General features: G+C 47.5%; 14 protein-coding genes. 4 read left to right on the top strand and 10 right to left on the bottom strand.

The genetic code is table 11. The features are described from left to right. Window positions 1-141: 141 nt before the first annotated feature. The 3 genes from ACFS25_RS25530 (at window position 142) to ACFS25_RS25520 (ending at window position 8,363) form a co-directional block, all read left to right on the top strand. On the top strand, window positions 142-3,324 hold the full coding sequence (locus tag ACFS25_RS25530; RefSeq protein ID WP_381506700.1) for a SusC/RagA family TonB-linked outer membrane protein: 3,183 nt from the start codon (window positions 142-144) through the stop codon (window positions 3,322-3,324). A gap of 18 nt (window positions 3,325-3,342) precedes the next feature. Further along, complete coding sequence (locus tag ACFS25_RS25525; RefSeq protein WP_381506698.1) at window positions 3,343-4,896, top strand: SusD/RagB family nutrient-binding outer membrane lipoprotein; 1,554 nt, start codon at window positions 3,343-3,345, stop codon at window positions 4,894-4,896. An 80-nt stretch (window positions 4,897-4,976) separates the two neighbouring features. Then, window positions 4,977-8,363, top strand: coding sequence for a VCBS repeat-containing protein (locus ACFS25_RS25520; RefSeq protein ID WP_381506696.1), 3,387 nt, complete (start codon window positions 4,977-4,979; stop codon window positions 8,361-8,363). Between the two features lie 130 nt (window positions 8,364-8,493). Here the strand turns inward: ACFS25_RS25520 and ACFS25_RS25515 are convergent, their stop codons facing one another. Next, window positions 8,494-9,414 (bottom strand): SMP-30/gluconolactonase/LRE family protein, encoded by a 921-nt coding sequence (locus ACFS25_RS25515; protein ID WP_381506694.1) that lies wholly within the window; start codon window positions 9,412-9,414, stop codon window positions 8,494-8,496. A gap of 405 nt (window positions 9,415-9,819) precedes the next feature. On the opposite strand from ACFS25_RS25515, the gene ACFS25_RS25510 reads away from it, so the two are divergent. Continuing rightward, window positions 9,820-10,494 carry a hypothetical protein gene (locus ACFS25_RS25510; protein ID WP_381506692.1) on the top strand — a complete coding sequence of 225 codons (675 nt, stop codon included), beginning with the start codon at window positions 9,820-9,822 and terminating at the stop codon, window positions 10,492-10,494. A 316-nt stretch (window positions 10,495-10,810) separates the two neighbouring features. On the opposite strand, the gene ACFS25_RS25505 is transcribed toward ACFS25_RS25510, so the two are convergent. From ACFS25_RS25505 to ACFS25_RS25465, 9 genes are all read right to left on the bottom strand, one after another. Further along, on the bottom strand, window positions 10,811-11,539 hold the full coding sequence (locus ACFS25_RS25505; RefSeq protein WP_381506690.1) for a carbohydrate-binding family 9-like protein: 729 nt from the start codon (window positions 11,537-11,539) through the stop codon (window positions 10,811-10,813). Window positions 11,540-11,697: 158 nt separating this feature from the next. Continuing rightward, on the bottom strand, window positions 11,698-12,777 hold the full coding sequence (locus ACFS25_RS25500; RefSeq protein WP_381506688.1) for a dipeptidase: 1,080 nt from the start codon (window positions 12,775-12,777) through the stop codon (window positions 11,698-11,700). A 15-nt stretch (window positions 12,778-12,792) separates the two neighbouring features. Beyond that, the gene (locus ACFS25_RS25495) at window positions 12,793-13,800 is read right to left on the bottom strand and encodes a 3-hydroxyacyl-CoA dehydrogenase family protein (protein ID WP_381506686.1); all 1,008 of its coding nucleotides are present in this window, start codon (window positions 13,798-13,800) and stop codon (window positions 12,793-12,795) included. Window positions 13,801-13,812: 12 nt separating this feature from the next. After that, window positions 13,813-15,108, bottom strand: a complete 1,296-nt coding sequence (locus ACFS25_RS25490) for an MFS transporter (RefSeq protein WP_381506683.1) — start codon at window positions 15,106-15,108, stop codon at window positions 13,813-13,815. A gap of 49 nt (window positions 15,109-15,157) precedes the next feature. Next, window positions 15,158-15,811, bottom strand: a complete 654-nt coding sequence (locus ACFS25_RS25485; RefSeq protein ID WP_381507091.1) for a bifunctional 4-hydroxy-2-oxoglutarate aldolase/2-dehydro-3-deoxy-phosphogluconate aldolase — start codon at window positions 15,809-15,811, stop codon at window positions 15,158-15,160. A gap of 5 nt (window positions 15,812-15,816) precedes the next feature. Continuing rightward, the gene (locus ACFS25_RS25480) at window positions 15,817-16,824 is read right to left on the bottom strand and encodes a 2-dehydro-3-deoxygalactonokinase (protein ID WP_381506681.1); all 1,008 of its coding nucleotides are present in this window, start codon (window positions 16,822-16,824) and stop codon (window positions 15,817-15,819) included. Window positions 16,825-16,846: 22 nt separating this feature from the next. Further along, on the bottom strand, window positions 16,847-19,117 hold the full coding sequence (locus tag ACFS25_RS25475; RefSeq protein ID WP_381506679.1) for an outer membrane protein assembly factor BamB family protein: 2,271 nt from the start codon (window positions 19,115-19,117) through the stop codon (window positions 16,847-16,849). Between the two features lie 132 nt (window positions 19,118-19,249). Further along, on the bottom strand, window positions 19,250-20,224 hold the full coding sequence (locus ACFS25_RS25470) for a hypothetical protein (RefSeq protein WP_381506677.1): 975 nt from the start codon (window positions 20,222-20,224) through the stop codon (window positions 19,250-19,252). 67 nt (window positions 20,225-20,291) lie between these two features. Continuing rightward, window positions 20,292-21,767: a RagB/SusD family nutrient uptake outer membrane protein gene (locus ACFS25_RS25465; RefSeq protein WP_381506676.1), complete on the bottom strand. Its 1,476-nt coding sequence runs from the start codon at window positions 21,765-21,767 to the stop codon at window positions 20,292-20,294. Between the last annotated feature and the right edge of the window lie 11 nt (window positions 21,768-21,778).

Below are 21,778 nucleotides of genomic sequence, written 5' to 3'. Positions count from 1 at the left end.
TTAAATAAAGGTCAAATACCTATATAGTTTATAAATTTTTTGCTTAACTGGTGGATATTGATGTTTTATTCTGCATTTTGCTGATAAATAGGGATTTTCTTTCTTCAATTCCCTGATTTAATCAAACCTAAACTAAATATTATGCTTAAACACGTACTTTGTTGTATTTTGTTGGTAATTACTGCAACCGGATCCCTCTGGGCGCAGAGCCGACAAATAACGGGTACCCTGCGCGACGATCAGGGTCAAACGATATCTGGGGGGAACGTAGTCATTAAAGGTACCACGCGGGGTACTACGACTGATGCCGCAGGCGAATTTCGACTATCAGTACCGAGTGAGAATACAGTACTGACAATTTCTTCGGTTGGTCACGTGGCGAAAGATGTGTCGCTATCCGCGGGGCAAACACAGGTTACCGTAGCATTAGTGGCTGATGACCGGTTGCTGGGCGAAGTTGTTGTAACAGCGTTGGGCATTAAGCGGGAAGCCAAGGCATTGAGTTATGCCACCCAGACAATTAAACCCGCCCAGATTAATGAAGTTCGTGATGGTAACGTACTAAATACACTGCAGGGCAAAATTGCCGGAGCCTATATTACTCAGGGTTCAGGTGGACCAGGTACAGGTTCGCGGATTGTGTTGCGGGGAAACCGTTCTATTCAGGGCACCAACAATGCGCTGATGGTTGTCGATGGTGTTCCGATTAACAACAGCACGTTTGGGCAGGCCACCAGCGACTTTGGTAGCGTAGCCAATTCGGATGGTGCATCGAACATCAACCCCGACGATATTGAAAACGTAACGGTATTGCGCGGAGCATCGGCTGCCGCCCTCTATGGCAGTCAGGCGGCCAACGGTGTAATTTTGATTACGACGAAACGTGGGAAAGCGGGTCGCATTTCAGTTGATGTGAACGCCGGTGTTTCTGTCGATAAGCCATTTGCGTTGCCATTTGTGCAAAATCAGTACGGTCAGGGCGTTGGTGGAAAGTTGGACCCTGCTGTTGGCGCTAGCTGGGGCGCGGCCATGACGGGACAGGCCTATACAAACTATCTTGGTCAACCGGATACGTATTCGGCTCAACCGAACAACATCCGTGATTTCTTCCGAACAGCCGTAAGCTTTAACAACTCTATCGGTATTACGGGCGGGTCGGAGCGGTCGCAGACGTATTTGTCTTACACCAACAACTCGCTACAGGGAACGGTACCGGGCAATGATCTAACCCGCCACACCATTAACTTACGGTTGTCGAACCAGATCAGTTCGAAATTGTCGACCGATGCGAAAGTAACGTACATCAACCAGTCAGTAGTAAACAAACCCCGGACGGGTGAAGAAAACGCGCCGGTAATTGACCTCTACCAGATTCCACGCAACGTTAGCCTAAGTACGGCTAAAGACTACGCAGCTCCTAATTCGTTCGGTCTGCCAACGCCAACGGCCTGGCCATCAACGCTGTCGTCTATCTATCAGAATCCATACTGGATGACCAATCAGACGGCCATCAACCAGTATCGCGATCGGGTTATCGGGTTCGTTCTGGCCAAATATCAACTAACTCCCTTCCTAAGCATTCAGGGCCGGGCTAACCTTGATAAATACTTCGACAAAAACGAAGAAAGCTACGGTCAGGGAACAATTTTGTGGGCTAATCAGGCAGGAGGTAAATTCTCCCGGAATAATATTGTCAATACCCAAAGCTGGTATGATGTGTTAATTGAAGGGAAAAACAAGCTTGGGTCAGACTTTGTGCTCGATTATCAGGCTGGGGGAATTATCCAGGACACCCGTTATCAATCGACCAATGCGTTAGCGGATGGCTTGAACGTGTCAAACCGGTTTAACCTGAATTTTGGTACTAACCTGAGCGTGGCTGATGATTATTCCCGTGTGCAGACACAGTCGTTGTTTGGACAGGCATCGCTGGCCTGGCGGGACGCTATTTTTATAAATGCCAGCTTGCGTAATGACTGGGCTTCTACTTTACCGAAACCGTATTCATTCCAGTACCCATCGGTAGGCGCTTCGGTAGTTTTGTCGGATCTCCTGAAACTGTCGGGTCCGCTATCGTTCCTGAAGATTAATGGATCATACGCGCAAGTAGGTAACGGCGCCGACCCGTATCTGTTGCAAACGAACTACTCATACAGTCAGGGAGCCGGTTCCGGGTTTATCAGTCGGGACGGCACACAGGCTATCGGAAATTTGAAGCCTGAGATTACTAAAAGTCTGGAATTTGGTATCGATGCTCGTTTCTTTAGCAATCGACTTGGTGCAACAATTACGGCCTACAAAACGAACTCAATCAACCAGTTGCTGAAATTAGGACTGGCTCCCGCTTCGGGATTCAGCAATCAGTACATCAACGCAGGCGACATTCGCAATATGGGTCTGGAAGTAGTGGTCAATGGAACGGCTATCAAAACAGATCGTTTCACTTGGGATCTGACGCTTAATATGGGCCTGAACCGGAACAAAATCGTTAGCCTTTCGCCCGATATTAAAACAGCGTTTCTGTCGGGTGGGTATGGTCGGTCGGCATCACCCATTGTGGCCGAAGGCGGTTCATACGGCGACATTGTATCGTACCGCTGGCAGAAAGATCCAACGACAGGTCAATACTTAGTTGGATCTCAGTCAAACAGCACAACGGTTTCAGAAGCATCTGTTACGTCTACGGGACTGCCTGTTGCCACGAAAGAGCAGGAGCTTATCGGCAATTTTAACCCAAAAATGCTTCTGGGCTTTACAAACACATTTACCTATAAAGGATTTTCACTTCGCTTCCTGGTTGATGCCCGGATAGGAGGAATCGCCGTGTCGGGAACCGAAATGAACCTGGCGTTCAGCGGTATTCCAGAAGTAACGGCTCAGAAGCGGGAAGGTGGCTGGGTACTTCCGGGTATTACGGCTGGCGTTGCCGGTGCAGATGGCGTAACGCTAATTGGTGCGGGTAAAGCCAATACGACGGCTATTACGGCTGAACAATTCTGGCAGACGGTATCTGGCAAGCGTTATGGGTGGGGCGAATTTTTTGCCTACGATGCAACCAACGTCCGTCTCCGTGAATTGTCAGTTGGTTACGGGATTCCTGTACCATCAAATTTCTTTATCAAATCGGCCCGCTTATCGTTCGTAGCTCGTAACTTATTCTGGATTTACCGCGGTAGCTCTATTTTGGATATTCCTGGTATTGGCAAACGCAAGATGTGGTTTGATCCCGACGTTAATATAAGCAACGGTAACTTCCAGGGTGTTGAATACGGTACCCTGCCGTCGAACCGGAGTATCGGTCTGAACCTGAAACTTTCTTTTTAATTTGAAACCATCGTCAATATGACTTCATATAAAACTTTATTTCGACAGACGTTCGTAGCGGTCTGTTTGTCGGCTCCTTTGTTCTGGGCCGTTGGTTGTACTAAAAATTTCGATGAAATCAACACCAATAAAACAAAAGTGACCATTATTGGGGCGGGCGAAATTCCTTATCTGTTTTCGAAAGCGGAGTCGGCAGGTATACTCAGTCAGTATAACTACCAGGTTGGAGAAAACCTGTTCTCAGATCAGTACGCGCAGTACTTTGCTTGTGTAGCGACATATTTCCCATCTGACCGCTTTGTTATCAGAATGGACTGGCTGCAAGGCCCCTGGACTCAATTATACACAGAGGTTGTACCACAGTTGAAAGCGATTATGGCGAGTGCGGATCCCAATTCAGCAGAGTACGCGCTGGCTAGTATTTGGTGGGTGTACTCATTCCATCGCTGGACTGATTATGTTGGCCCTATCCCATATTTCAAAGCAGGCGAACCCGCAACATCCGTAGCCTATGACGCTCAGGATAAAATCTACGATGATTTCTTCAAGAGGTTAGCAGCAGCTACCGCTGTGTTGAAAACTAAATCGACAGAGAAGCCATTTGGTGCATTCGACCTGATATATGGTGGTGATGCAACCAAATGGATGAAGTTTGCCAATACGCTTCGGCTTCGGTTAGCCCTTCGCATCTCGAAAGTAGATCCCGCCAGAGCCAAAACGGAAGCTGAAGCAGCCGTGGCCGGTGGTGTATTTGCAACCAGTCCCGATGATGATGCATTAGTGCTGCGCAGCACAAAGGGAAATGACGGTAACGGTCTTTCGATTATGTCGGATTGGAACGAGTTTCGGATGAGTGCCGCTATGGAATCAGTGCTGAAAGGCTATGATGACCCACGTATGCCAACCTATTTTTTACCTGCGGTGAAAACCAATACGTATGAAGGCTTGCGGAATGGTCTGGCCACGACTCAGTTAACTGAAACGGTTAATACCGCCGATTATAACTCGCACGTAGGGCAGCGCTGGACATCAACTGGATTGGCAACACCCCAGAACGTAATGGCCACCGCCGAGTCTTATTTCCTCCGCGCCGAAGGTGCCGTGAATGGCTGGGCTATGGGTGGTACGGCAAAGGATTTTTATAATAAAGGCATTGCAATGTCTATGGCCCAATGGGGTATAACAGATGCGGCTGCCATCAGTGCGTATCAGGCTAGTACCAAAACGCCTATTGCGCCTAACGATTTCCTGAAATCGGCACCATTGAGTAATATTCCTGTAGCCTGGGGCAGTACCGAAGCCATACAGCGGGAGCAGATTGGTACGCAGAAATGGCTGGCTATTTTCCCGGATGGCTTTGAAGGCTGGGCTGAGTATCGTCGGACGCGTTTTCCAAAACTATACCCAGTTGTGAATTCGGATAATCCTGATATTCCAGCAGGTGGTGTTCTTCGTCGTATCCCGATTCTGCTTGTTGAGCAACAAACGAATGCTGTCGAAGCCAAGAAAGCCGAAGCGTTGATAGGCGGACCCGATAAGGTGACTACACCATTATGGTGGGATAAAAACTAAGTCTAGTATCTTTACTTAAGAGGTCGCGAAAGCGGGCGATGATTCGTCCGCTTTCGTTTTTTCATACCAACCGTGTCTTCATGAAGCCGCTTTTTTGCCTTAGTGTACTTGTTTTACTATTATCTGCCTGTGGCAATACGGATACGTTATTTGAGAAATTGCCGTCGTCGCAAACCAACATTACATTTAAAAATTCCCTTGACGAATCACCCGATTTCAATGTCTTGAAATACGGTTATTTCTACAATGGTGGGGGGGTGGCCGCTGGCGATTTTAATAATGACGGCCTGACTGATTTATACTTCACCGGCAATCTCAACGCAAACAAACTATACCTGAATCGAACCAAGCCCGGCTCCGGCAAATTAATGTTTGATGACATCACCGACAAAGCGGGTGTTGGCGCAGCCGATGGCTGGAATACCGGTGTCTCGGTCGTTGACATTAATGCCGATGGCTGGCTCGATCTGTACGTTTGTCGTTCGGCGGCAACAGACTCCCGGCTACGTCGCAACTTGCTCTTTATCAACAACAAGAATTTAACATTTTCGGAGAAAGCCGCCGAATATGGTCTCGATGATCCGGCTTATTCAACGCAGGCCGCTTTTTTTGACTATGACCGCGATGGTGATCTGGACTGCTTTCTACTTAACCATTCGGTGCAGGAGTTCGCTGGATTCAGCCGTATGATTAGCAATTATAAACAGCAAACCAACCCCAATTATTCCAGCAAGCTTTACCGCAATGACCGTATTAGTAGGGATGCCGCATCCCAGCCAAACGGTAAATTCGTTGATGTATCAGACTCCGTTGGCATGGTTTCCAATGTGCTAAGTTTTGGTCTTGGCGTGGCCGTGAGCGACTTCAATAATGATGGCTGGCTCGACTTTTACGTATCAAATGACTATAACGAAAACGATTACCTCTATATAAATCAGCAGAATGGCCACTTCAAGGAAGTGGTGCGTAGTGCAATGGGCCACACATCGCTCTACTCAATGGGTTCCGATGCCGCCGATGTGAACAATGATGGCCGGATAGACTTGCTCACCCTCGATATGCTCCCCGAAGGAAATGAACGCATCAAATTGACGTCCGGCGATGATAATTACGATAAGTATGCTCAGTTGCTACGAGCAGGTTTCCATCACCAGACCATGCGTAATATGCTTCAACTGAACGTTGGAGACAGTGTTTCTTTGCTGAAATCGGGTAAAGTAAACACACCCATTTTTAGCGAAATTGGTCAGCTTGCGGGCATTTCTAATACCGATTGGAGTTGGGGAGGACTATTTGCTGATTTCGATAACGATGGTTGGAAAGATCTCTTCGTGAGTAACGGTTACGCTCGTGATTACACGAATATGGAGTTTCTCAAGTTCACGATGGACGAGCAGCTAAAGGCGCGTGAAACCGGTAAGCAAACCGACCCAATGGCCGTTATTGCCAAAATGCCGAGCATCAACGCACCGGACTATATCTTCCGCAATCGGTCTGGCGATCCGTTGTCCGACAAGTCGGCGGGTCAGCTGACGTTCACGAACGAAACTACTGCCTGGGGATTCGATGAACCAACGCAATCGAACGGGGTGATTTATGCCGATTTGGACAACGACGGCGACCTGGATTTGGTAGTCAATAATGTGAATGCAGAAGCTGGGATTTACGAAAATCATACGGATAAACAGGGAAAAAATAATCACCTGACCCTGCAATTGAAAAGCCCAAATCCCGCGAAATTGATTGGCGCACGGGTAACAGTTTGGTCGAGTGGTCGGATGCAAGTGCAGGAGTTCATGCCCGTGCGTGGCTTTCAATCGTCGATGTATGGACCCTTACTGTTTGGGCTGGGAAAAGCTACAGCAGTGGATTCTGTGCGGGTTCGCTGGGCTGACGGCAAAGCGCAACTTGTTCGTCCCAGGGCGACCGGTCAACTCACGATCTCGTATGCCCCAACGGGTGAAATGCTGCCTTCTAGCACACCTAAACCATATTGGCAAGCGACTACCGGACTCGCCGTAACGCATCATCAGGAAGTTATCAATGATTTTAAAATTCAGCCGTTGCTGCCATACATGCTTTCGCAAGTGGGGCCTTATTTTGCCGTTGGTGATGCGAATGGCGATGGGCGAGACGATGTGTTTGTAGGTGGTGGGCGTGGTCAGGGGGGGCAGGTTTTGATCGCAGGAACCAACGGTTTTTTACCCATGTCCCAACCGGATTTATTGGCCGACCGGGCTTGCAAGGATGCCGGTGCTGAGTGGGTTGATGTTGATGGCGACAAGGATTTGGATTTGGTGGTGAGTAGTGTCGGTTATGAACTCCCTGTTGGCGATGCCCGGCTACAAGTACGTTTGTACCTGAATGACGGTAAGGGCCACCTGACTAAAATGACAACTTTCCCCGATGTGCGGGTAAGTGCCTCCTGTGTTCGTTCGGCTGATGTGGATGGTGATGGTGACCGCGATTTATTCATCGGCGCGCGGGTGGTGCCAGGCCGCTATCCCGAAACGCCTGTCAGCCATCTATTACTAAATGATGGGAAAGGCCATTTTTCAGATAGATCGAATCAGCAACCTGCTCTGGCCCAACTGGGTATGGTAACGGATGCCGCATTTACCGATCTTACCCACGACGGCCAACCCGAGTTGATTGTGGCTATTGACTTTGGACCCGTACAGGCTTTTACGTTCCAGCGTGGAAATCTAAAGCTGATCGATAAACTTTTGCCGCCCGTAACTGGCTGTTGGAATCGCCTGCTGGTCCAGGATTTTAACAACGACGGTAATCCTGATATTGTCGCGGCAAATGCCGGGCTGAATAGTCAGCTTCAGGCTACACCAAATCGGCCATTAACGCTCTATGGTATCAAAAACGTGGCTGGCTCTTTGTTGCCAGTTCTGGCAGGTTATGATCGAAATGCTAAAATGAATGGACAACCGCATCCGTTTAATGCCCGCGATGAAATGCTCGATCAGGTCGTGAGTTTACGAAAGAAATTCACTGATTATACCAGCTATTCGAAGGCCACTATTACGGATTTGTTCGAACCTGATGAATTAACACATGCCCAAAAGCTTGATGCAGTCAGCCTGCAAACCGGCCTGTTTCTGAGCCGAGAAGGAAAAATTCCTCAGTATGATATGCTGCCGTTACCCATTGAAGCGCAGTTTGCACCGGCCTATGCACTGGCCGCTGTTGATGTTAATCACGACGGCTTGGTAGACTTGATTATCGGCGGAAATCGGGAGTATAATCGTGTTCGATTAGGTAAAGAAGACGCAAACCGAGGGCAATTATTTCTGAATCGAGGTAAGGGCCATTTCGCCTATGTACCGATGACCCAGTCTGGATTGCTGTGGGATGGCGACGTTCGTGACCTTGTTACTGTGCAGGTTACTGGACGTACAGAGTTAGTAGTTGGTGCTACGGGGCAATCTGTTCGGGTATTTACCTTGAGCAAGTGAGCGTGTTGCCGTTTGGTGGTAATAATATTATTTTTAGTATGTAAAAAGTTGGGTACGCGCAAAAGTTGAATGGCTCTTGACGCGTATTGACTTATCACAATATTGTCGTTTCTATAAAACCTGGCCTTATTTATTTTTGCTGCATTGCCCATTCTCGTCCCGGCGTATCGACGCGAAAGGTTTCGAGGTTCCCCTGGTCCTGTAACGTTACGTAGGCTGTTCGCCCATCTTTCCCACCAAAGGCAATGTTGGTCGGTCTCTTGCCGGTAAGTTTAATTTCCTGAATGAGTTTCCCTGCTGGCGATATTTTTGCCACTGTTCCCTTACCATGCCGGACGATGTATAAATTTCCTTTTGTGTCGCAGCGCATACCATCCATGCCGAAATCCGGAAACTCAATGAGTAATCGTTTGTTGCTGGCCTTACCTCCCGACGACAAATCATAGGCCCATACTTTACGCTGCGCCGATTCATTCACATACAGTTTTTTGTTGTTAGGGCTTACCTCAATACCGTTGGTGGTTCCCATGTTAGCTTCTAACAGGGTTATTTTGCCATCGGAATCAATGCGCCAGATGTTGCCAGTACCTGCTTTCCAATTCGGGTCGCTGGCGTACAGGCGGTCCTGACTGTCGATGGCAATATCATTGGGCTGGTTCATGCGGGGCTCATTCGCAAAAACGCTCACTTGCTTCGTGCCCATAACTATTTTTAGAATGTTGTGCTTCGGGTAATCGGCAATGAACATGTCACCCCGTTTGTTGAAGCGAATCCCATTCCCGACGCTGCCTGCGGGTAATTCTACAAACACGCTGGCTTGCCCATTTGGTGTTATCTGCCCAATGGTACCTTCTTTGGCAAAGTTTACCGCGTATAAGGTGCCAGATTTGTCAACGGCCGGGCCTTCTACTCCCGATGTAAATCCATTGACTGGCGTGAAAACGCTAGATTTGAACAACTCGTCGGAAACCGGCTGATGAGTGGCCGACAAGGATATAAATCCGGCGCTCAATAGCGAGAAGGCAATAAAACGGGAAAATGTGGTTGACATGACTTGTAGTAGACGTTAAGCAATCGAGCGTAAAATTAGTTGATAATCCGAATTAAAATCCCCGCTAAATCTTACTACTGCAAAAGCCTGGTGGATCATACCTCACTTTTTCGGGCCTTACCAACCCGTCAAGAGAGATATCGTTCATGGCTGAGTTAGCAGTTTGAAAAGAGATGAACAGAAGGTAGACGCAACCAGAATGTAAATTCTTCCGTATTGCGTATAAAGACTGTTGATTCTATCTATTAGCCCTGTTTCTAACTGACTAATTACCGACAAAATGGCAAAATCGCCACCGAAAGCTGATTGTCCACTAGGGGAGGCATAACGTACCTTAATTTAAAATATATAAAGCTTTGATAATCAATTAACTAATCTCTTATGGCAAAACGTATCACTCTCCTCATGTCAAAACTTCTCATTCTCCTCCTGTGTCTTGGTTTACAGGTGCAAGCCCAGGATTCAACGTGGGTTCTGCAACCGGCTACCACCATCGTAGATACTGCGTTTGTTAATCTAATGCCAACTAGCCCGATTGATGAGTCGCTATATATTCAGTCGCTTTTACCCCATAAAATGCTCTTTACACAACGGGTTTTCTGGGGTCCCAACGGGTTACTCCGGGTATTGAATATTGCCCCTCTTACACCTGAAGGGCGGGAGAAAGAACGCAAAGTGCGCCTATTTATGATGATAGCTCACCAGGTTACAGGCTTTGCAACACTGGCTGGTTTTGTGGTACAGGGTATTTTGGATGCTAAGTTAAATAATGCAACGGGGGGCAATTATAGCCAGCTATATAAGGCGAGACAAACAGCAATGACGATCACTAACATCGCATACGGCACTACAGCACTGCTTTCTCTAACGGCTCCGCCCAAACTATCATCTGATCAAAAACGGGTAAGCGGGGTCCAACTGCACAAATATTTATCCATCATTCACCTGACGGGCTTTATTGCAACCAACATTTTGGCGAGTAGGGCTGCCCAGCGCGCAGACCTCAGACCCTATCAACAGGTTGCTGCCTTTACGACATTCGCGGCTTTCGCCCCCGCCCTTATTGCCCTTAAATTCTGAACCGTCCTTGTGTTGTCATTACCTCGTTAGCCCGTTTGGATCGTCAGATAAAGTAGCAGATGCTCACTTTTTTCGAGCAGGTCTATGTGTGAGAGGAATGTACTTAATAAGACGATAAAGTATAAAATAATTGAATCGGTTCACATGGCAAGTACGATATACTAAAAATCAAGCTGACCCAAATGCAGGTATGTTACGGGCGTAACTGTTTAATAGCCCACGCTGCCGAAAAGACCGTTTAACAATGGCATAGCCGACAGACATTTAATAAGTGTCCTTTCAGTAAACATTGTGAAGTAAATTTCATTAGCTGATTTTAGTCAAAAACTAACGTTCCGAACTTCTTGAATTCGTGAAAACTGCCACTCGTTTTTTGCCACGACCAAGTGGCGTAATCCCGGTCGTAATCAATTCGATAGAGGTTGCCTTTCCATTTTGTTCCGGCTGTGGGCGGTGTCTGAACAATAGGATTCAGTAAGCGGTACGGGATGAAAAACTCAGCCATCCAGCTTTTAATAGTTGCGTTACTCACTTTGTTTCCGCCCTGTATGCTGGTCGCGTGCTGAACTTTTGTATCGCCTTCATAATTCCAGGGTTTCCAACCCTGGAATTTTCCGTTTAGATTGGGCACTAGAATGGGTAATTCGTAATTCAGCGGAGACAATTCATACTCAAAGTAAATAGGTACAGATTGGTCGGGCCACAGAAACACTTCCACAACATCTTCATTATACAAAGCCCCAAAATCTTCCTGAATCGTCGCTGTTAATTTGTCATCTTCGCACTGAAATAAAAAATAAATTCCGGTAGTGGAATAGAGAACTTTGACCTTCGTTGACAATGTTTTCCCTGATGCTTTTTGAACGGTAATAGGAACCCAACCGGCCTTCCTCCATTCGATATTATCACCGTTTCCATTGACCTGGAAATCGTTGGTTTTTCGGACAATTAACTGTGTTAAATCGCTTCTCTGAGCGTAGGAATACGTGGCGTTGACTGCGTTTATTCCCAGTAAAACGGCAAGAGCGAAGGCAATACGTTTCATAGTCAGTGGAGAAAAAGAGGAGGAAATACTTAAGAAAAATCTCGATTCTACAGAAATTATAAGGCTATCTGAGCAAAAAGGCGGTTTAAAACGGATCGGCCTTTTGCTTTTATGGATTGGCTAAAAGAGAAGGCTTTAGAAGAAGAACGCACAGCCATTCACGCCCACGCGTTGCGCAGAAAGCGAAGCCAGTTTTTATGAAATATGTTCTCAATATCGTCTGACGAGTAACCGCGTTTCGTTAGTAAGCCAGTTAGGTTTTGCAGATCGGCAATGGTATCTAAGTCGCTGGGAGACTGCTCGATACCGTAAGTGCCATCCAGGTCGCTGCCGATGGCGATGTGAAGGCTGTTGCCGGTTAGTTGACAGATATGGTCGTAGTGGTCAATGATGGTTTCGAGGCTGATGCCGAAACTGGCCGGATTACTCACACGTTGGGTAAATCCGGGTTTCATCATCCAGGCATCAAAACACCCGCCAATTACACCACCGCGTTCCGTTAACTGGTTAATTTGATCGTCGGTAAGCTGGCGTTGGTGAGGCACCAGCGCCCGGCAATTATGATGGCTGGCCCAGACAGGACCTTTGTACAATGCCAACGCTTCGGTAAATCCCTCATCAGTCAGGTGGGTAGCGTCTAAAATTATACCCAGCCGATCCATTTCCTTAACTAATTCGCGACCTTGAGCCGTTAATGGCCCACTTAAACCGGTGCCGGGTGCATAGCGTCCTGTACTGTAATGGGCTGGACCAAGGGCCCGTAAACCATACTCGTAGGCTTTTTCGAGATACGACAGATTGACCAGTGAGTCAGCACCTTCCAAGCTAAGAATATAACCGACGGGCTTCTGTTCATTTGGCGTTGTTTCGTCAAGCCAGCGTGTCAAGTGATTGTCCAACCCGGCCCGATCCCGAATCTGAACCATCTCGCCCGCATCACTCATTGCTTCATACCAGGCCCGTTGTCCCTGCGTCATGGCCCACGCTTGCTCGGGCGAATTCCACCCCGCCCCCGGCAGATTGCCGTTACTCTGGTTGAAGCGGGCAATCTGGGTAGCCACGACCAAGCCAATATTTCCCCGGCGGAGGTCGGGTAGGGAAACGGTTCCTTTTGCCCGGTCGATTTTATCGGTCATGCCCATTTCTTCCTGCCGGATTTGATGGGCTGATTGCCGGTAATCGCGGTTCCATTCCAAAGCGTTCAACGCCATGTCCAGGTGGGCATCAATTATAAACATAGATGATTGGGTGGGTTAAATAGCGGTATCTTCGTCGGTAGACTGAGCCAACTTTTTCTTCACGACATCAGCCGGATATTTGAGAGCCAGCCGACGAATATCGTAGCTAAATTCTTCGTAGGTTTCTTTCCAGAGTTTGGCTTCTTCGGGGGTGTAGTCATAAAATCCCTGCGCGTTCAAAACACCTTTGCCGCCTGCTTTTACAATATCGTCAATGAGTTTTGGTACCTCGGTTTTGTTGCTTAAGGTTGGTAATAACTCCTTCATTACGGTATGATAGGCTGGCACACCTGTCAAATCCATCCACCGAAAAACACCAACCAGCGTCATCCAATAGCCGGTATTATTTCGGCAAGCCCGGTCAACGTCCTCAACCGTAGCGTAGCCATTTTCAACCAGATTAAAAGCCTCTCGATACATAGCGTACATCAGGCGGTTGGCAATAAAACCCCGAATGTCTTTACGCACCAGCGTCGGTTCTTTATCCCACAGATGTGACAGGTCATAAAGCCAGTCGGCGGTTTGACTATCGCTCAGGTCGCCACAAATAATTTCCAGAAAGCGGGTCGTGTGCGATGGTTCCGTCCAATGTAGACCCAGAAACCGCGCGGGTAATTTTATCTCACGCTGGAGTAAGCTGATTGGAATAGCCGAAGTATTGCTGGTAATAACGGCATCATCGGCGACAACGGCTTCGATTCGGTCGTAGACGGATTTCTTAATCGCTATATCTTCGAGTGTACACTCCAGTACCAGCTTGCAATCTTTCAAAAGGCCGTAATCCTCGGTAATTGTGAGTTGCTGGAGATAGGATTCGAGACTTTTTGTAAGTAACCCTTCCTGAAATGATTTGGCCAGATGTTCCCGAATGCGTGGTTCAGCCGTTTCCATATCGATTGGGAGGGGAGCAACGGCCACGACCGGATGCCCCGACATTAGCAGACAGGTTGTAATGCTACAGCCCATCAATCCCAGCCCTACTACGCCCACTGATATTTCTGAAGTATTTATGGGCTGGTTCATGTTTGTATTGGGTTAAGTAAGTTGACTTATATCGACTATTTTAGGCTTTCTGGTAAGCAAATGAATAATAATCCAGGCGACCAAATACGTAAATCCGCAGATGGTGAACAACACGTTATAACCACCCGCCAGATTTCCGGCTGCTTTATAGGTGTCTAATAAACTCCCAACCAGCATAGGGAAGAAGATTCCGCCCACTGCCCCGGCCATGCCTGCTATACCAACAGCCGAACTAACGGCTTGTTTTGGAAACAGATCGGAGGCCAGCGTAAAAACGTTGGTCGCCCACGCCTGATGCACGGCCACGGCTAAACTAATCAGCCCGACAGCTACCCAGACATCCGTAGCAAATTGAGCAAGTATAATGGATAATTCTAACCCGGCAAACACAATAAGGACTGTTTTTCGCGCCTTTAGTGTCGGCCACCCTCTTTTTATTAACCAGGAGGATAAATAACCTCCGCCAATGCTACCCACTGTTGTTGCGGTATAAATTAGCATTAACTCCAGGCTTGGTTTTTTTAAGTCGAGTTTAAACGTGGAGGAAAAATAGGAGGGGAGCCAGAACAGGAAAAACCAGTAAATCGGATCAATGAGCCCTTTGCCTGTAATAAGCGCCCATGTTTGAGGCAGGGTAAACAGTTTAAACCATTTGATGGTAACTTTCTCCCCCGTGTCCACTTCCTGACCGCTAGAGATGTACGTAAATTCTTCTGACGACAAGCGTTTCTGTTTGGCCGGAACATCATAGAAAATCTGCCAGAATACTAACCAGATAAACCCCAAAGAACCGGTAATCCAGAATACTTCCTGCCAGCCATAATGACTCAATATCCAGGGCACAATGAGCAGGGCTGCTACCACGCCAATGCTGGTACCAGCGTTAAAAAGGCCCGTTGCCAGGGCTCGCTCTTTTTGCGGAAACCATTCCGCTACGGTTTTTACTGCTGCGGGGTAGTTTCCAGCTTCACCCAATCCTAAACCAACGCGAGCTACACCAAAACCAAACGCACTTCTGGCCAATGCATGAAGCATACCAGCTACGCTCCACCAAATGATCGTGACCGAGTAGCCAATTTTTGTTCCTACTTTATCAATAAACCAGCCAAACACCAACAAGCCAATCGCGTAAGCGGCTGTAAAGACAATAACAATACGGGCAAAATCTGTTTCAGACCAGGTAAATTCGACTTCTAAAATGGGTTTTAATAATCCTATTATTTGTCTGTCGAGGTAATTAATTGTTGTTGCGGTAAATAATAAAATGACAATAATCCATCGATAATTATTGGTTTTGTAACTAGTCACAGGGCGTAAGGTTTTAGGTGAAAAAGGCAGGTAGGTAAAGAAGGATTTGTCAATTTTTACCCAAGGTTATAGGCAGCCGTTCGACAAATTTTTGCAAGTGTAATTTTAATCCCGGCCAGTTTTTTCCTTTAATAAGTAGTTTATCAAACAGATGACTACCAATGCCTACTCCATCCGCTCCGGCTTTGAAATAAGTTTCCATGTTATTCAGACTAATGCCACCCGTTGGCATTAATTTTAATTGGTTGAGGGGCGCTTTTACATCCTTGATATAGTCAGGACCGAGTGAAGTGGCGGGGTAAATTTTAACCATTGACGCGCCTAATGTCCAGGCGTTGTAAATTTCGGAAGGCGTAAATGCACCAGGGAAAATAGGTACGCCACGTTTTACGCAGGCTTTGATAACTTTTTTGCTGATAATAGGTGTGACAATAAACTGCGCACCTGCCGTCAGTGCCTTATCCAGATCATCAAGGGTGCAAACTGTTCCGGCACCGATGTTTAATCCTCCGCTATTGTGTTCCAATGCGTCCTGGATAATAACCTCTGCGCCAGGTGTATTCATCGTTATCTCAATGGTAGTCAGGCCCGCTTCTCGATAGATCGGTAAAATCTGGCTAACCTCATCAGGTAGTAGACCTCTGATAATACCCACGACCGGCGCTTTTGAAAATAATTCCCAGGAGAATGTGGGCTGGCTTATAGTGCTCATTTAGGTAGGGGTAGTAGTTGGTTTTGGGCTATTTTTACTTGTCCGGCAATCGTAGCTTTATCAATCAAATCAGCCGAAATACTAGTTGTTCGTTCGGTTAAATGAAGTTCTTCCATCGCTAGTTTGTACAACTCGTATAAATTGTTTCCACTGCATAAAATCAATTGCCATTGCTTCTGATTAATGAGCGTTTTTAACTCTGCGCCTATCAATAAACCACTTAAGTAAAGCGCATTTTGCTTTTTGGTTAATTTGTCGAATAGTTGATTGGTTCGAACCCTAAATAAACTATTTAAAATTGATGAAGAATCGGTTTCATTAATGCCTAGTTTGAACGCATCTAATTCATTTCCTGAAAACGTATGTAATTCTGTTAACTCTACAGAATCCTTTAAAATACTGTAATGCGCCATGAGATTAAATACTTCACCGGTCATGAACGTTTGAAAATCTATTACCTGTTGATTTTGTATATAGATGTGTTTCGAATGAGTACCCGGAAAGAGTAAAATAGAATTGTCAACGGAAAAATGTAGCGTATCCAATAAGGACAGCAAACCAATTAATTGCGTTTCTTCTCCACGCATAACATCATGCTGCGTTCGTACACCAGATAGTAATATAATGTCGTGCGGGAAATTGTCCAGCCTGGAAAGTCGCTTAATGCTGGCCAAACTTCCATCAACCGGAAAAGGTAAAGTAGCATAGGGAACTTCGGCCATTCCGATGGATGAGGAAGCCATTCCGGATATGACAATCGAAATGTCATCCAGGTTGATGGCTACTTTAGCCGATAGTAAATCGACCTGCCTCTTTAACTGCTGCCGAAAAAACTGCTCTCTGGAAATTCCCTGATTTTCGCCATTCGTTTTCCATGAATTAAATGTGCTGGCAACCCCTTCCTGTGACGTGATTTCGCCAATAAGATGGAGGTCAGGACTGTTTATCAGCCGTAGCCGAAAAGAGGACGTTCCCCAATCGCAGCCCAATAGATAGTTTTTCATTGATTCTCCTTTTATATACTACTTACGGCAACGCAAACGCGACATATGAACCACCTGATTTGAGACCATACCGGGTACCTCCGGCAGCAATTGCGATGTATTGCTTTCCATTGACCATGTACGTTATGGGCGTAGCAAAACCCCCGGCGGGTAATTTGTATTCCCACACGATTTTGCCCGTTTTTTTGTCGAATGCACGAAGCTTTTCGTCATAGGCGGCCGCAATGAAAATCAAACCGCCTGCTGTTACAATTGGCCCGCCATGATTCTCTGTCCCGGTCTGGGTGGACCCGTTGGTTGGCATGCCTTTCTTCGTTAGTTCCGGGTATTCACCCAGCGGCACTTGCCATAAATACTCGCCTGTATTCAGGTCGATAGCGTTTAACGTGCCCCAGGGTGGTTTAATGGCCGGATAATTATCCTGATCCCGAAACTGGGTATTACCATTGTTTAAATAAGGCGGACTGTACGGAAAATCAGCACCCTCAGGTGTAGGCGTGTTAACCACCGAACTATGGCTATCATTCGACGCTACTGTTGGGCCAGGCTTTGCATCCAGTTTCAGCAAAAAGCGAATGATCGCTTCCCGATCCTCGCCGGAAAGATGACCAAAGGAGGGCATCCGACCACGCCCGGTTAACAAAATAGAACTTATCTGCTCTTTCGTGAGTCGTTTACCCACATCGGTCAGATCGGGGTAAGCCTGCGCTGTCTGACTCGCCCCACCCGATTTCCCGCCAGCAGCATGGCAGGCCGCACAGTTAGTATTAAACAGGGCTCCACCTTTTGATAGTGCTACGCCATCGGCTTGCGCCCGAACGTCCCGCATCTTCAGCCACCAGAGCATCGTGTTGGCGTTCTGGTACAGGATACCATCAGGGTCGGCGGCATTCCCACCCCACTCAGCTCCTCCACCAAAGCCAAAAAATAACGACCCTTCCAGGCTGGGGGGCATGTATTTACTGCCGTGCCGACTGTTTTGATACCGGTCGAGCACGTACGCATGCGCTTCGGGGGTGCGGTTAGTAAGTTCGTTTTCCGTTAATTCCTGACGGACAAAAGGAGCGGGTTTTGTCGGAATCGGCTGCGTAGGCCAGGGGTGTTCACCGGGCAGCGCGGGCGATGTTGGAACGGGCACTTCATTTACCGGAAACAAGGGTTTGCCTGTATCCCGGTCAAACACAAACACATAGCCATCTTTGGTAGTCTGCGCTACAGCGTCGACCAGTCGGGGCCGACCGTCGAGGCCGTTGTGCTTAACTGTTATGAGATTGGGTGGACAGGGCAAATCACGATCCCACAAATCATGGTGGATGGTTTGAAAATGCCATACCCGCTTGCCTGTTTTTGCATTAATGGCGATGACACAATTGGCAAAGAGGTTTTGGCCTTCCCGGGCACCGCCATAGAAATCAACGGAGGGTGAGCCGGTCCCGGCATAGACCATTCCTCGCTTTTCGTCTACGACCATTCCCGCCCAGCAGTTGGCTCCGCCTAATTTTTTGTACGAATCTTTTGCCCAAGTTTCGTAGCCGTATTCGCCGGGTAGTGGAATGGTTCGGAATACCCATTCGAGGTGGCCAGTACGCACATTGAACGCCCGAATATAACCCGGAGGAGCGTCGCCACCCTCGTTAACGGCAGAGCCCGTAATTAGTAAATCTTTGTAAATAACTCCCGGTGTCGTGACTCTTATAGACAAGTTTGCCACATCGTGACCGAGCGTTTCTTTGTCGCCAAGTCCTTCGTGTAAGTCAACGGCCCCATTCTTGCCAAAACTCTCAATCAGCTTCCCCGTCAATGCATTTACAGCGTATAGGAAAGAGCCAACCGTATATAATATTCGTTTGTCCGGTTCGCCGTTACGGGTGCCATCTTCCCAATACATTACTCCACGAACGGGATGAAATCGGGGTTTCTTTTCGGGGTCAGCGAAGGGGTCGAATTGCCAGATTTGTTTTCCTGTAGCGGCATCAACGGCGAAAAGCTTCATTCTCGGCGATGTTCCGTAAAGAATCCCTTTTATGACAATGGGCTGACATTGAATATCCATACCCCGTTGGGCTGGGTTATTGTTATCACCCGTTTCATACGCCCAGGCTAGTTGCAGATTTTTTACATTCTGTGTATTAATCTGAGACAGATGAGAATACCGATTCCCCGCATTATTACCGCCATATGTTGGCCAATCACTGTCTGGTGGCTGCTGATTTATCAACTGCTTTTCGCCCGTCAGGGACAGGTAACTTCCCAGAATCAGTAGCCCGAATAAAGATTTCAGAAAAAAATTCATTGACTTGTTGAGTCCGTTAAAGAATGAAAAGAATGTAGTTATCCGTTTTTATGCGCAGACTGTGCGGGTGGTGTCGGGTACTCAAACCACCCGGACCGACACACACGGCTACCCTCCGACGCTATAATCTACTTACTTTGTTTTTTCGTAGAATTCATACGCAATTTTCCATTTTATTTCCTGACCAGGATCGGCTTTTAAGTGTATGTATGGCTCTGGACAGGAGGTTGTTGCGCAGGCCCAGTAGACCAGTTTTTCTAGTGGTTGATCGCTGGTAATATGGACACCCACGCCTGTTTTTTGGTTTTCAATACGGATGTCATAACCCGTTTTCGGGGAGTCAAATCCTTGCAGGCCAGCACTATACACATTTTCTTTTTTCTCGAATTCGCGTGAATAAACCAGCCGGTTGCCCTGCGTCTGGATAAGACTCCCAAATCCTTTCCCTTCGGCTTTCACCGCAAACGGGAATAGAATTTCGATACCGGGACCAGTGGGCTGTTTATCAATTATGAAGAAGTTATGATCGTAAACGCTCGTTTCAATGGGCCGCTTTCCTGTATTTTTCAGGCTATGTTCTAATACGAGTTCAGGTTTGCCCTTGCTCAACCGAATGGTTTTTGTGTAGCGATAGCCGTACCCCGTCGAATCGGTCAGTTCGTGCGTGAAATCAATCCGGTCTTTATGGCGTTTGACTGTCCATTTTCCGTGATCAGCTACCTCGAAATACTTCGCAAATGCGTAGGCTCTGTCATCAGGTTTACGGAGTAGGCCGACACCTATTTTAACGAATGTATCTCCGGGTTTTGCGTCTGCATAACTCAGGGGCGTAAACTCTTCTGCGGGTCCATTAATGGCATCGTGCAGCTTGGGGTCGTAGTTCTCAAACCATTGGTCAATGAAACTGTGACCTTTATAGGTAAGGCTTTTAAATGCTCCCGACCAGTCGAACCGGGTGCCCTGATAATGCCCCTGGCTGGCATCTGGCAGATACACGGTTGTCTGAATAATGCCATTGGAAAGCTCTGCCTGTGGCCATTCTGCCAAAGGCATTGTGCTGCCGCATAAACTAAAAACTACGAGTGTTACACCAATTGCCTTTTTCAAAATTGTACGAGTTTTACTGAAGCCCTATAAGGTTTCAAAAACCTTATAGGGCTGATTTGTCAGATTATCAATTCAAATTCGGATTCAGGGACGTATCTGAGTAAGGCAGGGGAAACCAATAGTTCGCTTTAGTTATTGGCTTTATCGGCTGAAGGTCGTCAGGACTCTTGGCGGCATTAGCTTCTTCTACTTTTTCGAGTCGAATCAGATCGAACCAGCGTGTACGTTCGCAGGCAAATTCCCATGCCCGTTCCTGCACTACAGTGTCGGCGAATTGGGCGGCTGTGAGTCCGTCCGTCGTGGATAGAGCCTTTGCTCCCGCTGGTAAACCCCGCAAACGTATCTGATTCAGCGCGTCATACGCTGCCTGGTCTGGTCCGCCGGTGCCCCGCGCTTTGGCTTCAGCATAAATGGTCAGTACGTGGGCGTAGCGCATCATGACCGATGGCAGAGAGATACTGGATGTTACAATGTTTCCCTTGATATACCACTTCTTGTAATATGGGTGCTTCGTCAGACTTTGTTGCCATGGAATTGTGGTAGCTCCCAAGCCAAATTCGGTCCGGAACGTAGCGTCTTTGCGAGGGCCAGCGGGGAAGTTTTTGAAGAAATTAAGCTCAGCAAACATGTCATCCCAGCCGCCTTCCTCACCAGGCATCGCGGTGTTTCCGTAGGTGGCATTAGCCGTTCCGCTACCGGCGGCAAATCCACTGATCTGGTAAACCGCTTCTGCAGTGCTGGCAACCGCCGGGTCATTGACAAAGACGGCGGCAAATGTGGGAAGTAACTGAAAACCATACGCAGCGCTGTTGTCGATCACTTCTTTGGCTTTAGCCGCTGCCAGATCATATTTGTCCGTTTGCTTCAGAGGCCAACCTGCCATAGTCAAGTACACATCAGCCAGAAACGCCTTCGCCGAACCTGCATTCGGGCGACCCGGATCGCGTTTAGTTGTAGGCAACAGGATTTCGGCTTTTTTCAAATCGGAGACAATTAGCGAATAAATCTGGGCAGGTGGCGATTTCTTGACGGTAAGCAAACTATCCGAATACTCACCAGCCATGACTAACGGAATATTGCCATAAAACCGGGTTAACCAGTAGTATGAAAACCCCCGAATAAAATACGCTTCGCCCACAATAATGTCAATGGTGGCTTTAGTACCCACGGTTTTTGAGTAATTATTGATAACGTTGTTGGCTCCCTGAATCGCTTTATAACAGCCATTATATACCGCACCCGACCGTTGGTTAGCCGTTGATACGTTGAACTGATCGAATTCGCGCCAGTCGGCTTTATTACTGGCAGGATGCGTCGTTACATCATCGGCTCCCAGTACAGCGGCATTGGCCGAGGGGTGAATGAACCCATACGACCATTGAGAACCTAACCCCTTGTAGGCACCCGTCAGAGCGGCTTCTAGGCCATCTTGCGTTGACAGTACGTTAGGGCCATATAGTAGGCCCTTCGTGTCTTCATTAAGGTAATTCTTGCAACCGGCTACTAGCATAGCAGCAACCAAAAATAGGGCTATTGTTTTCATCGTGTTAAAAA

The organism is Spirosoma flavum, assembly GCF_042686045.1.
In the GTDB taxonomy this organism is placed as follows: Bacteria; Bacteroidota; Bacteroidia; order Cytophagales; family Spirosomataceae; genus Spirosoma; species Spirosoma flavum.
This window is presented reverse-complemented; position numbering and strand designations above follow the sequence as displayed.